This window comes from Rhizobium sp. BK049 (genome assembly GCF_014193135.1).
GTDB lineage: Bacteria > Pseudomonadota > Alphaproteobacteria > Rhizobiales > Rhizobiaceae > Rhizobium.
In genome coordinates this window covers 83619-106430 of the sequence record NZ_JACHYV010000008.1, presented here as the reverse complement: position 1 = coordinate 106430, position 22812 = coordinate 83619, and the positions used below count along the sequence as shown (strand labels likewise).

The 22812-nt window shown below is 60.8% G+C and carries 19 protein-coding genes and 1 tRNA gene; 3 read left to right on the top strand and 17 right to left on the bottom strand.

Going from position 1 to position 22812, the window contains the following annotated elements; translation table 11 throughout:
* Positions 1 to 2 precede the first annotated feature (2 nt).
* From serS to FHT70_RS10890, 10 genes are all read right to left on the bottom strand, one after another.
* Complete coding sequence (gene serS, locus FHT70_RS10935) at positions 3 to 1286, bottom strand: serine--tRNA ligase (protein ID WP_085777933.1); 1284 nt, start codon at positions 1284 to 1286, stop codon at positions 3 to 5.
* A 90-nt stretch (positions 1287 to 1376) separates the two neighbouring features.
* Positions 1377 to 2204: a twin-arginine translocase subunit TatC gene (gene tatC / locus FHT70_RS10930; RefSeq protein WP_085777932.1), complete on the bottom strand. Its 828-nt coding sequence runs from the start codon at positions 2202 to 2204 to the stop codon at positions 1377 to 1379.
* Positions 2201 to 2812, bottom strand: coding sequence for a Sec-independent protein translocase protein TatB (gene tatB / locus FHT70_RS10925; RefSeq protein WP_183700919.1), 612 nt, complete (start codon positions 2810 to 2812; stop codon positions 2201 to 2203). The genes tatC and tatB overlap by 4 nt, the downstream gene beginning before the upstream one ends.
* A gap of 51 nt (positions 2813 to 2863) precedes the next feature.
* Positions 2864 to 3055, bottom strand: a complete 192-nt coding sequence (locus FHT70_RS10920; RefSeq protein WP_097598654.1) for a twin-arginine translocase TatA/TatE family subunit — start codon at positions 3053 to 3055, stop codon at positions 2864 to 2866.
* A 182-nt stretch (positions 3056 to 3237) separates the two neighbouring features.
* Positions 3238 to 3942 (bottom strand): SMC-Scp complex subunit ScpB, encoded by a 705-nt coding sequence (scpB, locus tag FHT70_RS10915; RefSeq protein ID WP_183700917.1) that lies wholly within the window; start codon positions 3940 to 3942, stop codon positions 3238 to 3240.
* Entirely contained in the window at positions 3939 to 4796 is an 858-nt protein-coding gene (locus FHT70_RS10910) for a ScpA family protein (protein ID WP_085780051.1), read from the bottom strand. Before FHT70_RS10910 ends, scpB begins: the two co-directional genes overlap by 4 nt.
* Positions 4797 to 4814: 18 nt before the next feature.
* Positions 4815 to 5828 (bottom strand): beta-N-acetylhexosaminidase, encoded by a 1014-nt coding sequence (nagZ, locus tag FHT70_RS10905; RefSeq protein ID WP_183700915.1) that lies wholly within the window; start codon positions 5826 to 5828, stop codon positions 4815 to 4817.
* A 112-nt stretch (positions 5829 to 5940) separates the two neighbouring features.
* Positions 5941 to 9057, bottom strand: coding sequence for an SPOR domain-containing protein (locus FHT70_RS10900; RefSeq protein WP_183700913.1), 3117 nt, complete (start codon positions 9055 to 9057; stop codon positions 5941 to 5943).
* 61 nt (positions 9058 to 9118) lie between these two features.
* Positions 9119 to 10876: an arginine--tRNA ligase gene (argS, locus tag FHT70_RS10895; RefSeq protein ID WP_183700911.1), complete on the bottom strand. Its 1758-nt coding sequence runs from the start codon at positions 10874 to 10876 to the stop codon at positions 9119 to 9121.
* Between the two features lie 63 nt (positions 10877 to 10939).
* Positions 10940 to 12157 carry a deoxyguanosinetriphosphate triphosphohydrolase gene (locus tag FHT70_RS10890; protein WP_183700909.1) on the bottom strand — a complete coding sequence of 406 codons (1218 nt, stop codon included), beginning with the start codon at positions 12155 to 12157 and terminating at the stop codon, positions 10940 to 10942.
* 221 nt (positions 12158 to 12378) lie between these two features.
* On the opposite strand from FHT70_RS10890, the gene erpA reads away from it, so the two are divergent.
* Complete coding sequence (gene erpA, locus FHT70_RS10885) at positions 12379 to 12711, top strand: iron-sulfur cluster insertion protein ErpA (RefSeq protein WP_097598658.1); 333 nt, start codon at positions 12379 to 12381, stop codon at positions 12709 to 12711.
* 229 nt (positions 12712 to 12940) lie between these two features.
* Positions 12941 to 13732: an exodeoxyribonuclease III gene (xth, locus tag FHT70_RS10880; protein WP_183700907.1), complete on the top strand. Its 792-nt coding sequence runs from the start codon at positions 12941 to 12943 to the stop codon at positions 13730 to 13732.
* 83 nt (positions 13733 to 13815) lie between these two features.
* On the opposite strand, the gene exoR is transcribed toward xth, so the two are convergent.
* The 7 genes from exoR to FHT70_RS10845 form a co-directional block, all read right to left on the bottom strand.
* Entirely contained in the window at positions 13816 to 14610 is a 795-nt protein-coding gene (gene exoR, locus FHT70_RS10875; protein ID WP_085777015.1) for an exopolysaccharide production regulator ExoR, read from the bottom strand.
* Between the two features lie 19 nt (positions 14611 to 14629).
* The gene (locus FHT70_RS10870; RefSeq protein ID WP_246721809.1) at positions 14630 to 15037 is read right to left on the bottom strand and encodes a hypothetical protein; all 408 of its coding nucleotides are present in this window, start codon (positions 15035 to 15037) and stop codon (positions 14630 to 14632) included.
* A gap of 287 nt (positions 15038 to 15324) precedes the next feature.
* Positions 15325 to 16572, bottom strand: a complete 1248-nt coding sequence (locus FHT70_RS10865) for an OmpP1/FadL family transporter (RefSeq protein ID WP_183700905.1) — start codon at positions 16570 to 16572, stop codon at positions 15325 to 15327.
* Positions 16573 to 16969: 397 nt separating this feature from the next.
* Entirely contained in the window at positions 16970 to 19813 is a 2844-nt protein-coding gene (locus FHT70_RS10860) for a valine--tRNA ligase (RefSeq protein WP_183700903.1), read from the bottom strand.
* 117 nt (positions 19814 to 19930) lie between these two features.
* Positions 19931 to 20803 (bottom strand): DUF2497 domain-containing protein, encoded by an 873-nt coding sequence (locus FHT70_RS10855; RefSeq protein ID WP_183700901.1) that lies wholly within the window; start codon positions 20801 to 20803, stop codon positions 19931 to 19933.
* 265 nt (positions 20804 to 21068) lie between these two features.
* Positions 21069 to 21734 carry a protein-L-isoaspartate O-methyltransferase gene (locus FHT70_RS10850; protein WP_183700899.1) on the bottom strand — a complete coding sequence of 222 codons (666 nt, stop codon included), beginning with the start codon at positions 21732 to 21734 and terminating at the stop codon, positions 21069 to 21071.
* 471 nt (positions 21735 to 22205) lie between these two features.
* Positions 22206 to 22279 (bottom strand) — tRNA-Cys (locus FHT70_RS10845).
* A gap of 268 nt (positions 22280 to 22547) precedes the next feature.
* Between FHT70_RS10845 and FHT70_RS10840 the strand changes: the two genes are divergently transcribed.
* Positions 22548 to 22811 (top strand): hypothetical protein, encoded by a 264-nt coding sequence (locus FHT70_RS10840; protein WP_085777920.1) that lies wholly within the window; start codon positions 22548 to 22550, stop codon positions 22809 to 22811.
* The last annotated feature ends 1 nt before the right edge of the window (position 22812 follow it).

Sequence of the window (22812 nt, the reverse complement as noted above, 5' to 3'; positions counted from 1 at the left end):
CCTCAGGCCGCCCGTTCGATCTTCGTCATTCCGCCCATATAGGGCAGCAAAACGTCCGGAATCGTGACGGAACCATCTTCGTTCAGATAATTTTCGAGGATGGCGATCAGGCAGCGGCCGACAGCGGTGCCGGAACCGTTCAGCGTGTGCACGAACTTGTTGCTCTTATCGTCCTTGCCGCGGTAGCGCGCATTCATGCGCCGGGCCTGGAAATCGCCGCAGACCGAGCAGGAGGAAATTTCGCGGAAAGTGTTCTGCCCCGGCAGCCAGACTTCGAGATCGTAGGTCTTGCGCGAGCCGAAGCCCATGTCGCCGGTGCACAATGTCATCGTGCGGAAATGCAGGCCAAGACGCTTCAGCACTTCCTCGGCGCAGGCGGTCATCCGCTCGTGCTCGGCGATCGAACTCTCGGCGTCGGTGATCGAGACGAGCTCGCACTTCCAGAACTGGTGCTGGCGCAGCATGCCGCGGGTGTCGCGGCCGGCCGAACCCGCCTCGGAACGGAAAGACGGCGTCAAGGCGGTGAAGCGGAGCGGCAGCTTCTCCTGGTCGAGGATTTCCTCGCGCACCAGGTTGGTCAGGGTCACCTCGGCCGTCGGAATGAGATAACGGCTGTCGGTCGTCTTGAAGAGATCCTCTTCGAACTTCGGCAGGTTGCCGGTGCCGAACAGCGCTTCAGCGCGCACCATCAGCGGCGAACTGACCTCGGTGTAGCCGTGCTCGCTGGTGTGGAGGTCGATCATGAACTGTCCGAGCGCCCGCTCGAGCCTGGCGAGCGGCCCGGTCAGGACCGTGAAGCGCGAACCGGAGAGCTTGGCGGCGCGCTCGAAATCCATATAGCCGAGCGCCTCGCCGATTTCGAAATGCTCCTTCGGCGTGTGGTTCCAACGCGGCTTTTCGCCGACGATGCGGCTGACGGCATTGTCGTGCTCGTCCTTGCCAACAGGAACGTCGTCCAAGGGCACGTTCGGAATGCGCGAGAGAGCGTCGTTGAGCTCGGCGGAAAGCAGACGCTCCTCCTCCTCGGCTGCCGGCAGCGTCACCTTGATCTCTGCAACCTCGGCCTTCAGCTTCTCGGCAAGCTCGGTATTCTTCTGCGCCATGGCTGCGCCGATCTCCTTGGAGGCGGCGTTGCGGCGGGACAGCAAATCCTGCGCCTTCTGCACGGCGGAGCGGCGCTTTTCATCGAGGGCGACCAGAGTTTGGGCCAGAGGCTCCGCGCCGCGCTTGGCAAGGGCGGCATCGAGCGCTTCGGGATTCTCACGGATCCATTTGATATCGAGCATCGTCGTTCCAACTCGTTGCAACAGAAGTGACCGGTCGGAGAAACCGACCGGACAGGAAACGGCAGACCTCGGGAAAATGTCGGAAACCGGTCAGACGTTGTCCGTCTTGGCGACGTCGGAGGAACCAGAAGCCTCTTCAAGTGCCTGTCGGGAACGCTGACGCTCCACGAGTCGTGCCGCGTAGATGGAAATCTCGTAGAGAAGGATCGTCGGCAGCGCAAGGCCGATCTGGGACATCGGATCCGGTGGCGTCAGCACGGCAGCGACGACGAAGGCGAGAACGATGGCAAACTTGCGCTTTTCGGCGAGCCATTGCGACGTCAGCAGACCGACGCGGGCAAGCAGCGTCGTGATGACGGGCAGCTGGAACACGAGGCCGAAAGAGAAGACCAGCGTCATGATAAGGCTCAGATATTCCGAGACCTTCGGCATCAGCGAGATCGCCACCTCGTCATGCCCCGGCGCCTGCTGCATCGACAGAAAGAACCACATGACCATCGGCGTGAAGAAGAAATAGACGAGCGCGGCACCCATGAGGAACAGGACCGGCGACGCGATCAGGAACGGCAGGAAGGCCTGGCGCTCGTTCTTGTAGAGGCCGGGGGCTACGAACTTATAGACCTGGGCGGCAATGATGGGGAAAGCGACCACCAGGCCGCCGAACATCGCCACCTTGACCTGGGTAAAGAAGAACTCCTGGGGCGCGGTATAAATCAGCTGGGCCTTCTCGACGTCGAGATGCGCCCATTCCACGGCCGTCTTGTAGGGGATGACCAGATAGTTGAAGAGATGCTTGGCAAAAAAGAAGCATACAATGAAGGCGATGAAGAACGCCCCGATCGACCAGATCAGCCGCGTGCGCAGCTCCATCAGGTGCTCGATCAGCGGCTGCGGCTTGTCTTCGATATCACCGCTCATGCCTCGTCCTTCTTCTTCTGGGTCGGCTTCTTCGGTGTTGCAGGCTTCCTGACTGCCGCGGCGCGCTTAGGCTTTTCCACCGGTACGGCAACGGCTGCGGCGGCATCGACCTTATCGGCAGCCTTGACGCGTGGCCTGCGCACGGCCTTCGGCTTCTCGGCGACCGTATCGGCCTCGGCAATCGCCGTTGCGACGGGCACAGGCTGCGCAGGCGCCGGCACCAGGGGCGGCGTTTCCGGCAGGCTCATGGACGGCGTCGGGGCCGAGACGGCAGCTGGCGGCACTTCGGTCTTATTTTCCGGAGCAGCAGTCGTCTTCTGCAAGTCGGCTTTGATCTCGTTGCCCATCTGGCGAAGCGGGTTCATCGCTTCACGCAGGCTGTTGACCGGGTTGAGCTTCTGGGCGTCGCTGATCGTCTGGCGGACATCGTCAAGCTCGGCTTCGCGCAACGCTTCGTCGAACTGCGCCCGAAATTCACCCGCGACCTTGCGGGCGCGCTGCGTCATCTTGCCGAAAGCGCGCAGCATCGGCGGCAAATCCTTGGGACCGACAACGACGATCAGCACGACCGCGATGACCAAAAGCTCGGTCCAGCCAATATCGAACATGCAAGGCTCCTGGACGGGAAGCGCGGGGGCTGCGCTTTTTCCCGGACTTGTTTACTTCGTTTCGTCGGCCTTGTGATCGACGGTCTTCGCCGCTTCCGGCGCGTCTTCGTCCGTCATGCCCTTCTTGAAGCTTTTGATGCCCTTGGCGACATCGCCCATCAGTTCCGGAATCTTGCCGCGCCCGAACAACAACAGCACGATGACCAGAACGATCAGCCAGTGCCACATGCTAAGAGAACCCATCACTCTAACTCCCTGTTTCGATGTTCCCACGATGTAAGAATTTCCCACACCGTTTCCAACATCAAGCCCTTTGAACTGCGCTTAATGTCACGGTATCGCCCTTTATGACAAGTCATTGACCCGTCGAAAAATCGTGAGCACCATTGTTTTCGTCTTGCATGGCAAAAGCAAGACGAAGTCCTTCAATCTTCGGAGGTAGAACGCGGGGCGAGCAACCCGAGTTCTTCGAGATCCATCTGCGTGATCGGATCCTCGTCCTCGGTCAGTTCGTCATTCATCGACGGCGAGGGAATATTGAAATTCGCCGGGATGCGGCCCGATAGCAGACCCGCTCCCTTCAACTCTTCGAGACCCGGCAGATCGCGCAGTTCCTCGAGGCCGAAATGGTCGAGAAAATCGCGCGTCGTACCCAATGTCACCGGGCGGCCCGGTGTGCGCCGGCGGCCGCGAAACCGCACCCAACCGGCTTCCATCAGCACGTCGAGCGTGCCGCGCGAGGTCTGAACGCCGCGAATATCCTCGATCTCCGCGCGCGTCACCGGCTGGTGATAGGCGATGATCGCCAGCACTTCCAAGGCGGCGCGCGAAAGCTTTTTCACTTCATTGTCGTCGCGGCGGATGACGAAGGACAGATCGGCGGCAGTGCGGAAGGCCCAGGCACCTTCGACCTGCACGAGATTGACGCCGCGCGGCGCATATTGCTCCTTCAGGCGCAGCATGACCGCATGCACATTAGCGTTTCTGGGAAGCCGCTCGGCGATAAAACCTTCGGAAACGGGCTGTGAGGACGCGAAGACCAGCGCCTCGGCGATGCGCTCGGCCTCGATCTCGGCCTGCAGGTCGCGGCCCTCCTCCCCAAAATCCTCGTCGTCCGTCAGATCGATCAAACCGGCCGCTCCTGTTCCACCACCTGCAGCGTCGCATGTTTCGGACCGCGGCGCATGTAGATCGGCTGAAAGGCGCCGTCCTGACGGATTTCGAGCTTGCCCTCGCGCACCAGTTCCAGCGAAGCGGCGAAGGCGCTGGCGATCGCCGTCACGCGTTCCTCGGGCGCTGCGAGATAACGCAGCAGATAATGCTCCATCGCCGTCCAGTCGCCGACCTCGCCGATCATCTGGGTCAGCAGCTCACGGGCATCGGTCAGCGACCAGACATTACGCCTCTCGATCGTCACCTGGGTGATGGCATGGCGCTGGCGCAGCGCCGCATAGGCGGTCAGGAGATCGTAGAGGCTTGCGGCGTAAGCCGATTGTTGCCGATCGGGAATGTGCTCGGGTGCACCGCGGGCGAAGATATCGCGGCCGAGGCGGTTGCGGTTGACGAGGCCCTCCGCCGCTTGCCGCATGGCCTCGAGGCGCTTTAGGCGGAAGGCGAGCGTTGCCGCCATCTCCTCGCCCGAAGGGCCGTCATCCTTGACTTGCTGGGGTATGAGCAGCCGCGACTTGAGATAGGCAAGCCAGGCCGCCATGACGAGATAATCGGCGGCAAGCTCGATGCGGATGCGCCGGGCGCTTTCGACGAACTGCAAATATTGTTCGGCGAGCGCCAAGACCGATATGCGCGACAGGTCGACCTTCTGGTTGCGGGCGAGATAGAGCAGCAGGTCGAGCGGGCCTTCGAATCCGGCCACGTCGATCACTAGCGCCGGTTCGTGGCTGGCGCGCTCAGCGCCGTTCTCCTGCCACAGCTTGTCCATCGGCGTTGCCGCCTGCGGACGTTCCGCGCCCTTGACCGTGCTCACCACCCTGCTCTCCTACGATCACACCGACACAAACATTGCCTCGAATTCCGCCCTCAATTCCGCCTCGTCGGCAGTATCCGGAGCCGTAAAGCCTGCTTCTACCGCTTTTGCGCGGGCAAGCGAAAGACCGGCGAGCGGCGGAACATTTGCCACGACATCCAGCATCTCGTCCATCTTGCCATTGCAATGCAGCACGATATCGCATCCGCCTGCAATGATATTCGCCGCCCTTTCGCCGATCGTGCCGGAAAGCGCGTTCATCGAGCTATCGTCGGAAAGCAGCAGACCGCCAAAGCCGATGTGCTGACGGATGACGCCGTCGATCACCTTGCGCGAGGTCGTCGCCGGATTGTCCGGGTCGATTGATGTGAAGACGAGATGGCAGGTCATTGCCATCAGTTCGTCTTTCATCGCGATGAAGGGCGGGAAATCATGGGCCTCCAGCTCATCGCGGGATACGGTAACGACAGGCAGCTCCAGATGTGAATCGGCAAAGCCGCGACCATGGCCGGGCATATGCTTCATGACGGGCAGCAGGCCGCCGGCCTTCAGCCCCTCGCCAGCCGCCCGTCCCATTGCGATAACCGTCAGTGGATCGCCGCCATAGGCGCGGTCGCCGATGACGTTGCTGCTGCCTTCGACCGGCACGTCGAGAACCGGCAGGCAATCGACATTGATGCTGAGCTTCGAAAGATCGAAGGCATGCAGGCGCGACATCAGCCAGGCGGCGCGCAGCCCGAGCGCCGGGTCGCGGCGATAGAGATCGCCCAGCGCCTGGCCTGAGGGATAACGCGGCAAAACCGGCGAACGGATGCGCTGAACGCGACCACCCTCCTGGTCGATCAGAACCGGTGCGTGCCAGCCGACGCTGTCGCGCAGCTCGGCAACGAGATCAGTGATCTGCGCTGCTTCGGAGATATTGCGCCCGAAGAGAATGAAGCCCCAGGGCCGTTCGTCCCGGTAAAAGGCCTTTTCTTCGGATGTGAGGGCAAGGCCGCTGCAGCCAAGGATCATCGCTTTTGATTCGGTCATGGAGGAATCATAGACGGCGGCGGGCCAAATGCGAGCAAACGCGGGCGCGATGCACAAAAAAGAGCGGCGGGCCGATCCGGCTCGCCGCTCTCATAATTCAAATGGCTCAATGTTACTTGGAAATCAAGCAGCTTCCCCCGGCGGCGCGATACTTTTCGCAAAGCGCTGCGGCTTCATCTTTGGAGCCGACCGGGATGCGGACACGGTAGAAAGTGCCCTTACCGGCGATATCTGCCCTGCGGATTTCATGGGCGCGGCCACCAAGCACGCCGGCGAATTTCTTCGACAGGTTTGCATACGATTTATTGGCCTCATCCTCCGACGGCAGCGAAGCTATCTGGAGGCCGTAGCCGCCTGCAGATGCGGCTTGCTGCGGCTGGGCGGCGGCCGGCGTTGCGGCGGCGACCTGCGTCGGCTTCGGCTGCTGCACGGGCGTGCGGACGTTACCCTTGTCGGTAACCGTGCCGACGACGTTGACGGGCTGCTCGGCCGGGCGGGCGATCGGAACCGGGGCCGTATCGGCGATCGTTGCCGTCTTGACCGGCCGTACCGGCGCATCGACCGGTGCGGGATTTGCCGCCTGCTCATCGGCACTTGCGGCAGGCGACGGCTGCGCCGGCGCAGCTTGAACTGGTGCTGCAGAACGCGCATCGGCGGAAGCAATCTCGGCGCTTGCCGGGAAGCTTGCAGCCGTTCCGGCGACCGGCGGCGCGATCGGGGCCGACGGCGCAGACGGGGCGGACTGCGCCGTCACTGGCGTCTGGGCAGACGGCATCGGCTGAGCAGGCGGCGTCGGCTGGTCGACCGGCGCGGACTCCTCACGGGCGACCAGCGTGCCGTCAGGCTTGACGATCATCGTGCGGACCTTGCGCGGCGAAACGGATGGCGCCTTGTCAGCGTCGCTTGCGGAATTGTCGTCCGCGTTGGCGTGGTTCGGCAGCAGACGCGGATCCTCCGTCTCGCCAACCGCCGTCGGCGTGACACGATCGTCAGCGCCGGCGTTCTCGTCATCCTCTGGCAATGCCTCCGGCGTCAAGGTTCGCTGGACGACATCGACCGGCGCCTCGTCCGAAGAGACGAGCGCCTTCTGCTTCGGCTCCTCGGCGGAACCCGCAACGCGGTCGTAGACGGCCTTATCCTGGTTCGGAACCGTCTTACCACCGGGATTTTCCGGAACGACCTTGACCGGCTCCTTGTCCGCGGTGATCACACGCGGCTCGCCGGATGCGACAATACCAAGCCCTACGCCGTTCGAGACGGAAGAATAAACGCCATAACCGACCCCGGCGAAGACCACCAATACCACGGCCCCGGCCAGCAGCCGGCGCATCGACCGGGCGCGGCTGAAATCAGCAGCCTGGCTTGCCGACTCGATGTGGACCTCGGAGGTTTCCCGGCGCTCGACCGGCTCGCGCACGCTGCGGCGGAAATCCTCCTCCAGCGCTCGTTCGAAATCATCGAGACCGTCGGCTATCGTCGGCTTGACCGGCGTTGCCGCAGCAGCAGCCATATTACGGGCGGACGCCGCCGTTTCCCGCGGCTTGGCCGGCTCGAAGAAGCTCGCAATCTCCGCATCGAGATCGAAATCGAAATCCGCAGTTTTCGCGACCGGAGCGGGCTGCTCGACCGGCGGCAGCGCCGGCACATGCATGTCCTCCACCGTCTCGGGACGATCCTCCGGATCGGAGATCATCGCCGGATCGAAGGGCAGATCTTCGGTCGATTCAGCGGCGGACGCCTCTGCAGCGGGTGCCCAGTTGAAAGCCGGAGCTGGGGCCGGCTGCTCAGAAACCAGGGCCGGCGCCGGCTGCGCCTTTGGCTGCGGCGCAGGCTCGGCTGCTTCGGAAAAATCAAGATCGGCAAGTTCCAGCTCGATACCGGCGAGGTCCAGTTCGAAATCGTGGCCCGCGAAGGGATCATCGGCTTCCGGCGCTGGCTGCGGCGCCCTTGAATAGGCCGTTGCGACAGGCTGGGGCGGCATGACCGCGGCAGGCTGCGGCGCGACCGGCCTTGCGGCTTCGGCAGCATGGGCAGGCGCCATTTCGATCGGAGCGGACAGGACCGGTGCCGGAGCGATCTCCTCTGACTGAACCGGTGCGGCAGTGATCGGGGCGACTTCGACGGGAGCGGGCTCCGGCGCAGCCGGCGCCAGATTGGCGCGCTGCAATACCGGGCGGGGCACGGGATAGCGCGAGACGTCGGCCAGCAGGTCGTCCACATCGAAGGTGCCGGCGGTATGCGGAACTTCAGGTCCGACCTCGGTCAGCGCCGCATCGGCCTGGATCTCGCCCTCGACGGCGGCCGCGAGATCGAAACCGGCGTCGGAGCCGATCTCTTCCAGATCATCCTCGACTTCAATGAATTCCCGGGCTTCAGCAGTTTCTTGCGGTGCAATTGCCTCGTCGTGGCGATCGAGCTCGGCGGGAAAGCCGAACGACGGCGCTGCGGACTCAAACTCCTCGGGAGGTTCGACGGCCGCAACGGGCGCCGGCTGCTCGATAACGGGCTCCGGCTCGGCGGAGGCGAGATCGGCAACCGCTGCTTCAGCCGCCGGTTCGGCGACTGCTTCAGCTGAGGGCGCAGCGACTACTTCGGCGACCGGTTCGACCACTGCCACCGGCTCCTCACGTTTCGGGGCGTGGAAATTGGCGAGCGGCAGCCTGATGCTGGCGGCCGACCATTGCGGGGCTTTGGCGGGCTGCGACAGTGAAGAGACCGGCGCCGCACCGATCGACAGCTCAAGTTCCTCGATCAGATCGCGGGCGCCGCCGAAAGCGGCTTGGGTCGGCACCTCGGAAACAGGATCGATGGACAGCTGGTGGGGACCGGCCGCTCGGTCGGCGGCGGCTACGTCCCAGTTCCTAGCCGGAGGTTGCGCAGCTTCTTCCGCGGCGACGGGACCAACGGAGACGGGCTCCGGAACATCCGCGTTTACGGGAGAAGCATCGAGAACGGGCTCGACATAGTCTTCGGAAGCGAAGCCGTCGGAGATCGGCTCGGCCGGCCGATCGAGCTCGGCCAGCGGACGCGGTGAATCGTAGCGATCGAACTCCCGCCCGAGCTCGTCTTCCAGATCGAAGGCGGGTTCGCGCCGGGCGGCGTCGCTTATGGTATTCGCTGCAACACGCGGCTCGAAACCGACGATCCGGGCAAGTTCGGCCAACGGATCGTCGTCGGCAAACAGATCTTCTTTTCCGCGCGTATCATACGCAAGTTGTTTCTCAGCCATGCCTATCCCACTCGCAAACGCCAACGCTCAAATGCCAGCGCATTGTGGGTAAATGGTGACGTTATCGCATTTCGTCAGGTGCGGCAGTGCCTGTAATGGCAAGTCCCGACTTCAAAACCGACGCGACGGCGTACACCAGCCCAAGTCTGGCAATACTTGATTCTCGGTTTTTATCATTAACAAATCGTAATTCCGGCTGATCTTTACCTTTGTTCCAGTGCGCGTGGAAGGAACTGGCGAGGTCATAGAGGTAAAAAGCGATGCGATGCGGCTCCTGCGCCTGGGCCGCCGCCTCGACCACACGCGGGAATTCGGCAAGCTTGGCGACGAGCTGTAATTCGGCCGGATCTTCAATGCCAGCAACGGCTTTCGCAAGATCCTCTGGCGAAACATCGAGGCCGGGAAAAGCCTCCCTCGCCTGCCGGAAGACCGACATGCAGCGGGCATGCGCATATTGAACGTAGAAGACGGGATTATCCTTCGACTGTTCCGTCACTTTGGCGAAATCGAAGTCGAGCGGTTCGGAATTCTTGCGATAGAGCATCATGAACCGGACCGAATCACGGCCGACTTCCTCGACGACATCCCGCAGCGTGACGAAATCGCCGGAGCGTTTCGACATCTTCACCGGCTCACCGTTGCGATAGAGTTTGACGAGCTGGCAGAGCAGCACGGTCAGCTTCGCCTTACCTTCCGAGACCGCGCGCGCAACCGCTTCCAGGCGTTTGACGTAGCCGCCATGGTCGGCGCCGAGCACATAGATCATCTCCTCGAAGCCGCGGTCGAACTTGTTCTTGAAGTAGGCGAGGTCGGCGGCAAAATAGGTGTAGGAGCCGTCCGACTTGATCAGCGGCCGGTCCATGTCGTCGCCCACTTCGGTCGACCGGAACAGCGTCTGCTCGCGGTCTTCCCAATCCTCGGCAACCTGACCCTTCGGCGGCGGCAGCGTGCCCTTGTAGACATACCCCTTGAAGGTCAGGTCGTTGATCGCCGTGCGGATCGCCGCTGCGCCATTGGCATGCAAGGCGCGCTCGGAGAAGAAGGTATCGTGATGGACGTTCAGCGCCGCCAGATCTTCGCGGATCATCGCCATCATCGCATCGATCGTGCGATCCTTGACGATCGGCATCCATTCCTCTTCCGGCATATTGTGCAGCCGGACACCGTAATCGGCGGCAAGCGACTGGCCGACGGGCACGAGATAGTCGCCCGGATAGAGACCCGACGGGATTTCGCCGATCCGTTCACCCAGCGCTTCGCGATAACGCAGGAAGACCGACCGGGCGAGCACGTCGATCTGCGAACCGGCGTCGTTGATGTAATATTCCTTCTCGACGCCGTAACCGGCAAAGGCGAGCAGGTTGGCGAGCGCATCGCCGACAACGGCGCCGCGGCAATGGCCGACATGCATCGGGCCGGTCGGATTGGCCGAGACATATTCGACGTTGACCTTGCGACCTTGGCCTAGGGTCGAGCGGCCGTAGTCGGTGCCGGCGCCGATGACGGAAGCCAGCAGCCGCTGCCAATAGCCGACGGCGAGACGGATGTTGATGAAACCGGGACCGGCCACCGAAACATCGGCGACGTCGGCGTCCTCCTTAAGCTTGGCGATGAGGACATCCGCAAGGGCGCGAGGATTGGTGCCGAGCGGCTTTGCCAGCACCATCGCGGCATTGGTCGCAACGTCGCCATGACTCACATCGCGCGGCGGTTCGACCGTGATGCGGCCGAAATCGAGCTCAGAGCGCTTTTCCCTGACCAGATCGATCTGTTCAAGGGCGGTTTTGATCCTGGCTTCGAAGTCGGTAAAAAGGTTCATCGCACTCTTCCATGCATAGGCTGTGCCAAAGGGGCAAATCGGCCTTCGGCGGGCGACCGCTGCCTATCGCAAATCCGGAGTGTGGTCAAACAATCGCCTGTGGGCACTGATCGCATAGGTGTCGGTCATGCCGGCGAGGTAATCGCCAACATGGCGAGCCTTGGGCGCGTCGGCGAGCCCGGCGATATGATCGACCCAGTAATGGCTCTGCATCTCCTTGGGACTGGCCATGTAGGCGGCAAAGAGGTCCGTGACGATCTGGGCAGCACCGGCGCGGATGCGCATAATATCGGGATTGCGGTAGATGCGCTTGAAGAGCATTGCCTTGATCTGCCTGTCGGTTTCGGCCATCCCTTCGGAAAAGGTGGCGATAACCCGGTCGGCGCCGCGAATGTCGGCTGCGCTCTCGGGACGAAGGAGTGAAAGGCGCTCCTGCGCAACGCCGATGACGTCCTCGACCATGCGGGTGATCTGGCGGCGCATGATCTCGTGGGTGAAACGGCTCGGTTCCAGATGCGGGTAGCGCCCCCTCACCTCGGCCATCAATCCCGCAAGAAAGGGGATCTCCTCCAGCATGTCGAAACTCAGATAGCCGGATCGCAGGCCGTCGTCGATATCGTGTGTGTTGTAGGCGATGTCGTCGGCAATCGCCGCGACCTGGGCTTCCAGGCTGGCATAGGTTGCGAGTTCGAGATCGTGCAACTCGCAATAATCGAGGATCGGCTGCGGAACCGGACCGCGCGTGCCGGCCCCTTCCGGCGTCAGCAGCGGACCATTGTGCTTGACCAGGCCTTCGAGGCTTTCCCATGTCAGATTGATGCCGTCGAATTCGGCATATCGCCTCTCGAGCTTGGTCACGATGCGCAGCGATTGGGCATTGTGGTCGAAGCCGCCATAGGGCAGCAGCACCTCGTGCAGCGCGTCCTCGCCGGTATGGCCGAACGGCGTGTGGCCGAAATCGTGCACCAGCGCCACGCCCTCGGCCAAATCCTCGTCAAGTTTCAGGGCGCGGGCAAGCGCGCGGGCAATCTGCGCCACCTCGATCGTATGCGTCAGCCGGGTGCGGTAGTGATCGCCGTCCTGGGCGATGAAGACCTGGGTCTTGTGCTTCAGCCGGCGGAAGGCGGTTGTATGAACAATGCGGTCGCGGTCGCGTTGGAAATCGGAGCGAGTCGGACTGCTGTCTTCCGGATAGAGGCGCCCACGCGTCGTCCACGGGTCGGCCGCATAGACCGCCCTCTCGCTGCCGCCGAAACCTAAAGCCCGCCTGTCAATCGTCATTCTTCACCGTCATTCTGCCTGTTGCCGCACCTGCCCATTGACGCCGCTTTGCCCTCTTCATACCTATAGCCCGACGAAACGGCAAAGCGGCATTCGCCGACCGCTTCGGCGCATCATGGCCTTTTTGCGAAGATCATGGTAAGTTCCTTTGATATCAGGCATTTGAACATTCGAGTGCCAAAACCCATTCTCTCCGGATCTTGACCCCGGCAGGAGGAAATATGACGGATACGAGTGTAACTCTTTCGGATGCCGCGGCAAAGCGTATCGCCGCGATCGTCAGTGCTGAGGCCGGCAAGAGCGCGCTGCGCGTTTCCGTCGAAGGCGGCGGCTGTTCGGGCTTTTCCTACAAGTTCGATCTTGCCGACAGCGCTGGGGATGACGACATCGTCGTCGAAAAGAACGACGCGAAGGTGCTGATCGACAGCCTGTCGCTCGTCTATATGGCAGGGTCCGAGATCGACTTCGTCGACAATCTGCTTGGCCAATCCTTCCAGATCAAGAACCCGAATGCGGTGGCAAGCTGCGGCTGCGGCACCAGCTTCTCGATCTGAATATCCGAACGCAGAACGTTGTCCCCAACGACCGGCGGAAGAATTCCTTCCAGCCGGTTTATCGGCTTGTCCAGCAGCGAAAGACCGCGATAAAAGGAGCGCACTGAAGCGCGTCGCGATCTTTCAGATTCGCTTGGCCCACGCTTTAGCTCTTTGGTTTTCCGCATGTCGTCAATCGCAAAACCGCCGCACGTTTTTGCGTGACATGCCCTAGCGAACGGGACAGAGCATGAAGATCGCGACCTGGAACATCAACGGCGTCAAGGCGCGCATCGACAATCTCACGCAATGGCTCAAGGATTCCGATCCCGATATCGTCTGCCTGCAGGAGATCAAGACGGTCGACGAAGGCTTTCCCCGGCTGGAGATCGAAGCGCTCGGCTATCATGTCGAGACGCACGGCCAGAAGGGATTCAACGGGGTCGCGATCCTCTCCAAGACTTCACCTTTTGAAGTCAACCGCGGCCTGCCCGGCGACCCGCTAGACGAACAGGCGCGTTTCCTGGAAGCGGTGTTCACGCTGCCCGACAGCCGCATTCTGCGCGTCTGCTGCATCTATCTCCCGAACGGCAATCCCGTTGACACCGAGAAATACCCCTACAAGCTCGCCTGGATGGAGCGTCTGAGGAGCTTTGCGGCCGAACGGCTGGCCTATGAAGAGATGCTGGTGCTTGCCGGCGATTACAACGTCATCCCCGAACCGCACGACTGCTTCGACCCCAGGGTCTGGGAAAGCGATGCGCTGTTTCTGCCGCAGACGCGGCAGGCCTTCCGCAGGCTCGAAAATCTCGGCTTGATTGATGCAGTGCGCGCGACGACGGACGCGACGCGTCTCTATTCCTTCTGGGATTATCAGGCGGGCGCATGGCCGAAGAACAACGGCATCCGCATCGACCACCTGCTACTGTCACCGGAAGCAGCCGACCGGATGACGTCGGCTGCTATCGAAAAACATGTGCGGGCCTGGGAAAAGCCGTCCGACCATGTACCGGTGATCGCCTATTTCGATTTCGCGGCCTGACATTCCGAGCCCATGGCAGCGCGTCAACTCAGGGCGCGATGGAGACGCGCGGGTTGAATGCCGCGGGCGCTGAACGGAAAGCGTCAATCAGAACCGCTCGCGATGGCGTGCGACAGCGAAACTGCCGTGCGACGGTCGGCCTCATTGGCAACCGAGAAGGCCTGCTCCTGCAGCGCTTCCATCCAGCTGCAATCCTTCGGCTTGCAGCGATCGAGAGCGGCGGTCATCAGCGCGAGACCGCGAGCCGTCTGGCCTTCGTCGAAAAGGATGTTTCCGAAAACGGCCATGGCACCGGGATGGCCACTCTTGCGGGCCTGGTTCAACCACTTTTTCGCCTGCTGCGGGCTGGAACTACCGCCCTCGCCGGCCAGCATCATCTGCGCCAGCTGGAACTGTGCTTCGGGAACGCCAAAGGTGGAGGCCACCTGGAAATAAAGCTGGCGCGCCTGAGTGAGATCGATCTTGACAGGGCTGCCGGCAATACCGTGCTTGTAGTAATTGGCGAGCGAGAGAAGAGCGTTGACGAAGAAGCCTGTGTCTTCCGAGCCGGGTTCGACACCCTGCTGGGCGATCTCACTATAGATCTTGAAGGCTTCGAAATCGTCCTGGGTGACGCCGTCACCATCGGCATACATGTTGGCGAGCGCCCAGCGCGAACCGGTATGACCCTTTTCGGCGGCGTATTTGTAGGCTTCTACCGCCTCCTCCTTCTGTCCGTTTTTATAGGCCTTGAAGCCGAATTTGAACAGATCGAAAGGACCGGACTCCTTGCTGACGTCGCTCTTGATGTCGAAAGCATGAACCGGACCGGACAGCGATATTGCCACCCACATGCTCACCAGCATGAATTTGAACAGTTTGAACTCGGACGTTACCATTTCAACCGATTTCTTTCGTTCATCGCGCGCAGCCGGCGCTGACGCCGGGCATACCGCGGATGTATTCTTTCGAGGCGAGCGATCCCGCGGCGGGCTCCATGGCCCCTTTGCCCGCGTCGCATCCAGCCCATAGGCCTTTTCTCAAAGGCCGAATTTTCAGCACATCATTCACGACCACCCGGCTCCCGGCATGGCCCGACTGCAATCTTCCTGGCGCTCTTTCGGCGGGCGCGGCATCCGCCTTCCCGCCTTTATCGCATTCGTAAATAGCAAATGTGACCAAACCGGTATCGACATCTGCCGCGAAGCCCGCCTGCCCGTGCGAACGGGCAGACAACGACGATGATGGATGGATCGACGGCGTGATATTGAGGTCGAACTTGTGGCCGGAACAGCCTTGGCCGGAAAGAAAAACGGCCGCAATCATGCGGCTGTCGCCACTTGCGCCGTACGATCTGCTGTTACCGGAAAAAAATCGACTCATGCTACTGATTACACGCACCGTAAGTCTGCCATCACCTCGCCCGCAAATACCGCTGCGCTCTCTTTGTGGCGGGAAATGGACAAATTCACCCCATCGCCACCATACGCTATTCGTCGTAAAAAACTGTTGCTGAATCGTCACAAAACGAGACCAGAAAATAACATGATTAATGGGCGCACATAAAGAAGAGCCCGGCAGTGCCGGGCTCCTCAATTCTTAAAATCGCAGAATTAGAACTTGATCTTTATGCTTGTCGACAGCGCAGCGACCAGATCATCGTCAAAGGAATAGGAGACATCATCTCCATATGTGACGCCATTCCGGGTCACAGCACCCGACGAACCGCTCGTCAACACGCCCACGGCCCCTGCAAAGCGCCATTCGATATGCTCTGTGGGCGTATAGGCCGCGCCGAGACCGAGCGTCCAGCTGTCTGTCTGCGCGCCATAGCCTTGGCTTGTGCCGCGGTCCCATGTCAGGCTGACTGCACCGGCCCATTGTTCATTGAACTTGTGGCCAACACCGCCGGAGATCGTCCAACCATCACGATAAAGAAGGTCGAGTGAGGTTAGACCACCCGCGGGGCAAGGCAAACCGTTGGTCGGGCAGAATGCTACCGACTGCAGCACGCTCCAATTCGTCCATTTAACCGATCCGAATGCAAGCCAATCCGGAGCGATTCCGCTTTGCAGCTTCAACTCCAGCGAATCCGGCGCTTCGGCGGAGCCGGAAACAGGTGTGACTAAGCCCCCATATAACGGCACCACCGGAACCTGACGGAGATCGACGGTCCCAGACAGGTCATCGAACTTGACGCGACTGTTATAGACCAAGCTCGCACGCATCGCATATTCCGGGATCTCATAAGCGATGCCGGCGCGCCAGCCCCAACCGCTGTCGTCGATATCCAGACGACCGACGCCGGTTCCAGTCCCGAGCAGAAGCGGAAGCGTTGAAACCAGACGTTCCTTGAAGCCTTCGACTTCCTGATAAAAAGCACCGCCAATGAAGCGAAGCTGCCCAGGGCCAACATCAAAACGATAGGAGCAGGTGCCGCCATAGTTGCGTGTTTTGATCTTCGTCTCAATGTTATCGTTGGCGCCGGCCCAGTTCAGGCCGGGGTCGGTGTGCGCGCCGAAGGGCTCCGAATAATCAACGAGGCAGTCGACTGCATCGCCAAAACCAGCCTTAAAACCAATATAGGGAATGGTGTAATTTGAGGTGTCGTCAGCCGTGTCTGGACGGCTGTTCAGATTGCCGCCCCCTGTAAGTATCGACGTGTTCGTGTCTCGGACATCCTTCAGCTTACGCTGCGGCGTGACGTAAGTCACGCCCGACTGAAATGAGAAAGGCGACGTATCGAACAGCTGATCGATGTTATAGCCGCCGCGCTCCAGGCCACCGGCGAAGGATGGCGAGCCAAGCGACGAAAGAAAAACGAGCGACGTTACGCCCTTGGAAAACATACGCGATGCCATTGTGTCTCCCCCACTCCAGCAATTGATGTACGCCACTTTAGTAAGCGTTCGCTCGACATGGCAACGCGCCCCACGGCCTCGCTCCCAGGCATTGCAGCGGCTAACTTACGTAAAGAAATTGACGGACACGTCAAAAAATCCGGTTAATAGAATATTATTCTAGAGTTATCAATTTTGAGTTTGGCGTTTGGGTTTTCATTCCAAACATTGCAAATGCTGTATCAATCCAACAACAGTGACAGTTTTCACCAAATGGATAACCGCAGAGCCAAAATCCACGGGCTCAGCCCCTGAAATCAGCAGCGTTCAAGACCGAATCAGAAGCGCCCCAAAAACCAAAAGACGCGCCCGATGGGGGCGCGTCTTTGATATAAATTACCAAAATCGGCGACAAAACTTATCCGGCTTCGGTCACCCTCAAAAGGGCGGTTTTCAAGCTGGCGATCTGCCCCTTCAACTCATCGAGACGCTCGCGCTCGGCCTCGACCACCTCGGGGTTGGCATTGGCGACGAACTTCTCGTTGGAAAGCTTGCCATTGATGCGAGCGATTTCCCCATCCATCTTGGCAATCGCCTTTTCCAGACGGGCCTTTTCGGCGGAAAGATCGATCAGATTGCCGAGCGGAAGGCAGACAGTGGCTTCGGCGACGACGATCTGAGCCGCGCCCTTCGGCGCATCGTCGGAAAGCGATATCGCTTCCACGCGGGCAAGCCGCTTGATGGCGGCGTCGTGGCGGAACAGCCTTTCGCGCGTGAGATTGTTGGCCTTGACGACGACCAGCGGGGCGGTCGCCGACGGTGGCACATTCATTTCGGCGCGCACGGAGCGGATGCCTGAGACGAGGTCGATCAGCCAATTGATCTCGTCAGCGGCTGCGTTATCCGCATAGGACGGCGCCGGCCATTCGGCATGGCACACCAGCGTGTCGCGCTCCTTGCCTTCGCCTGCGGTATGCGCCCAAAGCTCTTCGGTCATGAAGGGCATGAAGGGATGCAAGAGCTTATAGATCTCTTCGAGAATATAGGCGCTGCAGGCCTGGGCTTCGGCCTTGGCGCCCCCGTCGTCGCCATTGAAGACCGGCTTCAGAAGCTCGAGATACCAGTCGCAGACTTCGTTCCAGACGAAACGGTAGAGCGCGCCGGCGGCATCGTTGAAGCGGAAGGCTTCAAGCGCTTCCGTTACGTCACGTTCCGTACGGGCAAGCTCCGTCAGGATCCAGCGGTTGATGGTGAGCTCGGCGGCCTCCGGAACGAAGTGCGGATCGCTCTTAGCACCGTTCATCTCGGCAAAACGCGTGGCGTTCCAGAGCTTGGTGCCGAAATTGCGGTAGCCGGCGATGCGGGCCGGATCGAGCTTCACGTCACGGCCCTGTGCGGCCATGATCGCCAGGGTGAAGCGCAACGCGTCGGCGCCGTATTCGTCGATCAGTTCCAGCGGGTCGATGACGTTGCCCTTCGACTTCGACATCTTCTGCCCGTTCTTATCGCGCACCAGTGCGTGGATATAGATCGTATGGAAGGGTTCGACGGAATCGCCATTCTCGTCCTTCATGAAATGCAGGCCCATCTGCATCATGCGAACGACCCAAAACGGGATGATATCGAAACCGGTGACGAGGACATTCGTCGGGTAGTAACGCGCAAGCTCCGGCGTCTCGTCGGGCCAGCCGAGCGTCGAGAAAGGCCAGAGCGCAGAAGAGAACCATGTGTCGAGCACGTCCTCATCCCGCGTCAGGATTTCGCCAGGCTTGAAGTTTTCGAGCAGGTCCTCGACATAGGCCTTCATCGGCCCCTCATGCGAGAGGTAATGCTGGATCGCCGCCTGCAGTGCCTCCTCCTCGGTTTTTTCGACGAAGACTTGGCCGTCGGGACCGTACCAAGCGGGAATCTGATGGCCCCACCAGAGCTGGCGGGAGATACACCACGGTTCTATGTTCTCCAGCCAATTGAAGTAGGTGTTTTCCCAGTTCCTGGGAATAAATCTGGTCCTTCCCTCGCGAACGGACTCCAGGGCAGGCTGCCCCAATGTCTTGTTGTCGACAAACCATTGTTCCGTCAGCCGCGGCTCGATCGGCACGCCGCCACGGTCGCCATGCGGGACCATATGCTTGTGCGGTTCGATCTTGTCGAGAAGGCCGGCCTCTTCGAAGATCTCGACGATGACCTTGCGTGCATAGAAGCGGTCCTGCCCTTCCAGACGGTCCCAGGCGCCATGCAGCGCCGCCGGATTGTCGAGACCTTCAAGGAAATCCTCATTGTCCTTGATGGCAATGGTGCCATCGACGTTCATGACGTTGATCGCCCGCAGTTTCGCGCGCTTGCCGACTTCAAAGTCGTTGAAATCATGGGCAGGCGTGATCTTCACCGCACCTGTGCCGGCCGTCGGATCAGCATAGGAATCGGCGACGATCGGTATCCTGCGGCCGACGATCGGCAGGATCACATGCTTGCCGATGATCGGCTTGTAACGCTCGTCTTCGGGGTTCACGGCAACGCCGGTATCGCCGAGCATCGTCTCCGGCCGCGTCGTGGCGACAACGATATAGTCACGCGTCTCGAACTCAGTCGGCTTGCCTTCCTCGTCGAAGGCGATCGGATATTGATAGGTGACGCCGGGCTCGAGCGGATAGCGCAGATGCCAGAGATGACCCTTCACCTCGTGTTGTTCGACCTCCATGTCGGAAATCGCCGTCAGGAGTTTTGGGTCCCAATTGACGAGGCGCTTGTCCTTGTAAATCAGGCCTTCCTTATAGAGCGTGACGAAAACCTCGAGAACGGCCTGCGACAGGCCTTCGTCCATGGTGAAGCGCTCGCGTGACCAGTCGCAGGACGCGCCGAGGCGCTTCAGCTGGTTGAAGATCAGACCGCCCGATTCCGCCTTCCATTCCCAGATCTTGTCGATGAAGGCTTCGCGGCCCATCTCGCGGCGGCCCGGCAGCTGCTGCTCCATCAGCTTGCGCTCGACGACCATCTGGGTGGCGATGCCGGCGTGATCCATGCCCGGCTGCCAGAGCACGTCCTTGCCGCGCATGCGCTCGAAGCGCACCATGATGTCCTGCAGCGTATTGTTCAGCGCGTGCCCCATATGGAGCGAACCGGTGACATTCGGCGGCGGGATCACGATCGTGAAGGTCTCGGCCCCCGGTTTGGCGTTCGCGCCGGCGCGGAAGGCGTCCGCCTCATCCCATTTCGCGGCGATTTTCGGTTCGACTGCGGCGGAATCATAGGTCTTGTCGAGCATTTTCTGACCAATTTCGAGGTTCGAGGATGGGGGGTTGTAAATAGGATGGCCACGGCCAAGTCAATAAAAAAGCCGCCCCGGAGACCGGAGCGGCTTTTCCAGGAAAAATCAATCCGATCAGCGGCGCGGGCCGCGCGCCACGCGCTCGATTTCCTCGCGCACCAGCCGTTCGACCAGCGTCGGCAGATTGTCATCAAGCCATTCGCGCAGCATCGGGCGCAGCATGTCCTCGGCAATCTCGTCCAGCGACCGACGCTCGGCACCGTCGATCGCCGCGGCAAGCTCCTCGAAGGAGCGGCTGATCTGCAGACCGGCATCTTCCGAAAGCAGGGCCGGCTGGACCTCCTCGACAACGCTCGGCAGGAAACGCTCGGTCGACGAAGTAGCGGGCTCCAAAGCCGGCGGCGTAGATTCGGCGGCAGCAGCGGCTTGCGCGGCGACGGCGACACGCGGTGTTTCGGCAAGCGCCGGTTCGGCCGGCTGTTGGACCGGGCCAGAGGAAATGGGTGCTGCGGCAGCAGTAACAACAGGCTGTGCCGGCTGCGGCTGCGGACTTGCAGAGCGCGGCGGCTCCGGCATGACGGCCGGCTGCGGCTCCGGCTGGCGGAAGCCGCTCGGAATTTCGCGCAAGGCTTGACCGGCCTGCACGGCGCTGCGCTCGGAGGCGGCGCGCACGCGGGCCGCGACATCGGCAAGCGACAGCGCGCGGGCAGGAGCTTCGGTCTCAGGGGCGGTGCCGGCCGAATTGGCGGCGACGAAACGCGGATCGGACGAGCGCATGGCCGGTTCGGGAAACTCGACGCCGGCATAGGTGTCATCCACCGTCAGATGGATTTCGGAGCCGTTGTCGTCGTCGTCAGCGCCGTAAACCGGCGGCACGGAAGCTGAAATCGCCTTGCCGGCGCCGGGTTCATTGCTTTCGATGATCTGGCGGATGGAGGCCAGAATTTCTTCCATGGACGGTTCACGCGCTACACTTGGCTGAGCCATATCTATCCCCGTTATCCCAACACAACGATCGGACGGTGTGGAGCGTTCATCCGAATCACCACGACCTTAGAATACCCCAGACGCGAAAAAAATCATCGAGAATCAAATGAATGCGGCCATGCACAGTTTTGTTACCCAATGTTTGCCGCCCGCCATCCGGGACGACAACGCCAGGATAAATTATGTTTGTGAAGGCTTTCCGGCAGCACTGACAGAAACGGGCGCCAATGGCGCCCGTCGCTCGAATTCACCAGGGAGAACGACGTCAGAAAACGAATTCGCGCGCTTTGGCAAAACCCGGCAGTGGCTTGACTGAAGCGTTGAAGAAGACGTTTTCCGAGATGGCGCCGCGCTCGGCGACGAAGACCTTGGCGCGAGCGGCATTGCCATAGCCTTCGACCGTGACCAGACGGCCGCCATCGCGCAACTGCCCGAGAAGAGCGGCCGGAACCTCCTCGACCGCGCCGTTGACGAAGATCAGATCATAGGGAGCGCCGGCGGCATAGCCTTCTTCGAGGGGACCGGTCACGACCTCGATCTTGCCATAGCCGGCAAGGTTTGCCTTCGCTTCGGCAGCCAGCGCCTCGTCGCATTCAAGGGCAATGACCGAGCCGGCGATGATCGACAGCAGCGCCGTTGTATATCCCGTGCCGCACCCGACCTCGAGCACGAAATCGTCTTTGCCGATGGTGGCCAGTTGCAGCAGCTTGGCAAGCGGCGAGGCCTCCATCAGGAAGCGGGCCGGCTTGCCCGGCGCGGCGGGTGATATTTCGACGTCGTTGTCGATATAGGCCAGCAGCTTTGATTTCTCCGGCACGAAAGCCTCGCGCGGCACGGTGAGAAAGGCCGTCAGCACGGAATGCGAGGTAACATCCGTCGTGCGGATTTGGGTGTCGACCATCTTTGCGCGCGCTGCTTCGAAATCCATCATGTCCTCTCGCTCTTGAAAGCGGTTCCTGTCCCTCGTCTCTTAATCTCCGCCACGGATGCTTTCAAGACTTGGCAACGGTCGGCGAAAAGAATCCGCCAGGCGGCTCTTTCTCGCCACAGGAGGCAGGGCGCTGCAACGCAAGCGTGATATGCCCTCCCCCTCATGTTATAATTTGCAGCGGAGTGAATAGGAGGAGCAGGCCAATGTCTGCGATTTTCGAATATTTCACGCTGTTCGATTTTCTTATCGTCGCAGCGCTGGTCGGCATCTTTTGCTGCGGGCTGCTGGACGGTGAGACGACCTGAGGAGATCGAGCGCCGAAGCACACTCCGGCGCAGCTTGCATGGAGCCCGCGACCATCCGAGGCGGGGACGCGGGTTGGGTGCGCTTGACCGTAAAATGGGGTGCGGCCGAGCGATCATCTCGAAATCAGCGAGGTTCCACAACCCTTTAGCAGCGATGAGGAGAAATTGGAGGCCTCGCCCGGAATTGAACCGGGGTACAAGGATTTGCAGTCCTCTGCGTCACCACTCCGCCACGAGGCCTCACCTGTGACCGACATCGAAAAATATCGTGTGGTGGCCGCGATTTAGACCAGCTCTAGAATGAGCGCAAGACCTTTCATTCTGAATGGGATCCTTTTTTCATTCCAGATAGCGTTGGCGGAAAATCCTGCGTGACCCGCTCCACGCTTGGATGATGATAGTGGGTTAACTACATACCAACAAAAGTCCAGCCCTTCGGCATCACCCCAAATAGTTACGATTGCAATGCGAACCGATTTGGTTGATCCCCATTTTCTGGGGAGAAATCATGCACGACGCGACATTCGGCGGGACTGCCAAAGACATCTTTTTTTCACTGCTTGCCACGCTCAAGCGCCTCTCGAGGATCTATGTGAACGGAGGCAAGGAAGACGAGTGGGGCTATGCCCTCGTTACCGATACTGTCACCGACATCAACACGAAGATGCCGATCACCGGCCACGTGATGCGCAAGGTCGTCGACGGCAAGTTTGTTCACCGCCAGATGACAGAGGAAGAGTGCGAAGATTTCGACGCCGGCCGATCCTGGTGAA